At 72.1% G+C, this 2,967-nt stretch carries 4 protein-coding genes; all 4 read left to right on the forward strand.

The window, feature by feature from the left end:
- Positions 1–248, forward strand: a 248-nt coding sequence (locus tag AC1DOC_RS27165) for a 3D domain-containing protein (RefSeq protein ID WP_478130871.1), incomplete at its 5' end; no start/stop codon positions are given.
- A gap of 105 nt (positions 249–353) precedes the next feature.
- Positions 354–1,103 (forward strand): hypothetical protein, encoded by a 750-nt coding sequence (locus AC1DOC_RS27170; RefSeq protein ID WP_478079620.1) that lies wholly within the window; start codon positions 354–356, stop codon positions 1,101–1,103.
- Between the two features lie 28 nt (positions 1,104–1,131).
- On the forward strand, positions 1,132–2,310 hold the full coding sequence (locus tag AC1DOC_RS27175; protein WP_478079619.1) for a hypothetical protein: 1,179 nt from the start codon (positions 1,132–1,134) through the stop codon (positions 2,308–2,310).
- A gap of 104 nt (positions 2,311–2,414) precedes the next feature.
- On the forward strand, positions 2,415–2,967 hold a 553-nt coding region (locus AC1DOC_RS27180), incomplete at its 3' end, for a caspase family protein (protein ID WP_478130872.1).

The following is a 2,967-nucleotide window of genomic DNA, read 5'->3' on the forward strand; positions in this document are numbered from 1 at the left end:
TTGCGCAGGACACCGGCGGCGCGATCCGCGGCGCGGTGCGGGCCGACTATTTCTTCGGCAACGGCCAGCAGGCCGCGACCAACGCGCGCCGCATGAAGGAGCGCGGCCAGCTCTGGATCTTGCTGCCGCGCGGCCTGGCCGTGGCCACGGCGGCGGTGTCCTCGGCCATCCGCACGCGCGGCGGCCCGGCGGGCGCCGGCCTGCCGCAGTGCCTGGTGCCGACCGAAGGCGTGTGCGTGGACGACTGAGTCATGTCTGTCCCCCGGCTTTTCACTCGCTGCGCTCCTGTAACTCCACCCCCCGAGGGGGAGGCGCGGCCCGCCTTGGGGCGGCCCGGCGGCGGCCGCTGACCCATGCAAGAAACCCTTTCGTCCGCGGAAAGCACCGAACTCGTCCGCCTCTGGCGGCGCCGGCAGACGCTGTCCCCGGGCGACATGGGCACCATGTACCGCATCGTGGGCGATGCGCTCGTGGCCTGCAATCCGCCCGAGCTGCAGGTGCTGGGCGAAGGCCGGCAGGAGCTGGTGGCGCAGTTCATCTACGTGAAGGTGCTGCGGCTCGATGCCGATCCCGACGAGGCCGACGAGCGCGCGGGACACAGCGCGCCCTCCACCGCCTTTGCCCTGTGCGCGTACTTCCGCCGCTACCTGATCGACTGCACGCGCGCGAGCGCATTCCGGCGCAAGCTCTCGATCGGCGAGCAGGTCAGCGAAGCGCAGCTCGAAGATGCGCTGGGCGCCGGTGAAGACCTCGAAGGCTGCCTCGCGGAGCACGGCCTGAGCGCCGGCGCGGTGCAGCTGGCCGCGCGCGCCTTCATCGCCGAGCTGCCCGAGCCCGAGCGCATCCTGCTGTGCGAGGGCTTCGGCAAGGAGGCCGAGGGCGGCCTCTCGGGCATTGCCTCGCGCCATGCCATCGCCTCCTACCACTACCGCGCGGGCCGGCTGGGCCTGGTGCACAAGCGCGAGGGCCTCACCGCCGACTACGCCAAGACCCGGCTTGGGGGCTGGATCCAGCAGACCCTGGGCATTGCGATCGAGCCCGGCAACATGGCGGCGATCCTGCAGGTTTTCAAAATCCTCGGTGCTGAAGCGTCTTATGCCTGAAGACATAGCCATTCAGGAACAGACCGCCATGAACACCGACCTCTGGCCCCCGCTCAGCGTGATCCGAAGCGCATTCCAGGCCGCGGGCACCGCGCCTGCGATGCCGGGCGCACCAGGCGCATCCGGCCAGGAAGCCGCCGTGGCGGCCGTCGCGATGCCCGGTGCCGCACCCCATGCCGCGCAGCAGGGCACCGCGGCCGCGCCGCCGCGTGCCGTGCTCGATCTCGTGCTTCCGCTCACCGAATTGGCCCGGCGCCGCGAGGCTGTCGCCCAGCGCGCCTTCAGTGCGCGCTGGGCGCCGGGCCGCCTCGTGAGCGTGGTGCACGAAGGGCGGCTGCTCGGCGTGCTGCTCGACCGCTGCATCCACGGCAACCTGTGGCAGGGCTGGATGGCCGCGGGCGAGGCCGACTGGGCCGGGCCGTTCGACGTGCTGCTCGAGCCCGACGACGAGCCCTTCGAGCCGGCCTTCGGCCTGGTGCAGGCCTGGAACATGCTCACGCTCGAACCGAGTCCGCAGCTGTGCGCGCGCGTGCTCGGCGAAGTCTCGGCCACCCGGCTGGCCGCGCTCCGCGCGGTGCACGACGAATGGGCCGCGCAGGCGCCGCTGGCCATCGCGCCCGAGCCCGGGCGCATTGCGCTGCGCACCGTGGGCGGCGTGTTCTCGGTGCTGTCCGGTACGCCGCTCGCTGCGCAGGATCCGCGTGTTGATTACCAGGCGCTCTATCGCTCCGCCGCATCGCAGCTGGGCACGGCCCTGCGGCCGGCTTCGAGCCGCGCATCGGCGCCGGCGAGCGTGCCGCGCGCCCGGCCGCAGCCGCGGCCCGAAGGCGGCTGGTGGGGCAGCATCCGGCACTGGTTCGGTTCCGGCGGATGGCTGCGTCCCGCGTTCGCGGTGCTGGCGCTGTTCGCGGTGGTGCAGAACACCGGTTTGCTCGGCAGCCGGGATGCGGAGCAGGACGATGTGCGCTTTCGTGCGGTGCCCGCCGCGCCCGTTGCAACGCAAGCCAACCTGGTCGTGCGCTGGAAGGACGGCGTGCGCATCGACGAGGCCGGCCGCCTGCTGCGCTCGATGCCGGCCGAGGTGGTCGGTGGGCCGGATGCAAACGGCGTCTGGCGGCTGCGCGCGGCCGATCCGGTCGGCGGCCGCGCGGTGCTTGCGGCATCGCCGCTGGTCGAGTCGGCCGGACCGGCTCCGGAGCGGCCATGACGTTCGCGACGCGCCTGCCTTTCTCCCTCCCCCGCCGGGGGAGGGCAGGGGTGGGGGCGAGCGGCGTATCCATCGGGCGCCCTGCCTGGGTGCGATCGCGTGGCTTGCAGCTGCTGCTGTCGTTGGCGCTGCTGGTCTTCGGCAACGCCGCCTTCGCCACCCAGCGTGCCCTGCTCGTCGGCGTCTCCGAACTCGTCAACCAGCCGCAGGCCCTGTGGCTGCAGGCGCCGCGCAACGACGTGATGCTGATGCGCGATGCCTTGCTGAAGCAGGGCTTTGCCCCATCCGACATCACCGTGCTCGCCGACGGCGTGGGCGGCGCGGTGCTGCCCGAATCGCAGGCCATCCACGATGCGCTCGGCCGGCTGCTCGCGCAATCGAGAAGCGGCGACTTCGTGCTGCTCTACTTCTCGGGCCACGGCACCCGCCTGCGCGACAGCAGCAAGCTCTACCAGGAGCCCGACGGCCTTTCGGAAAACTTTCTCGCGCGCGATGTGCGCGGCACGCTCGGCAGCGACAGCGCGCTCACGGGCGACCTGCGCGATGCCGATTTCGATGCCTGGATCCAGGCCCTCCTCGCGCGCAACGTGTTCGTCGCCTCCATCTTCGACACCTGCTCGGCAAACTCGATGACCCGCAGCGGCACGGCCGAGAGCC

Source organism: Variovorax sp. 01T439_2 (assembly GCF_056398445.1).

Coding starts and splice junctions, on each gene's coding strand:
- AC1DOC_RS27175 (WP_478079619.1), top strand. CDS start 1,132: ATGAACACCGACCTCTGGCCCCCGCTCAGCGTGATCCGAAGCGCATTC.
- AC1DOC_RS27170 (WP_478079620.1), top strand. CDS start 354: ATGCAAGAAACCCTTTCGTCCGCGGAAAGCACCGAACTCGTCCGCCTC.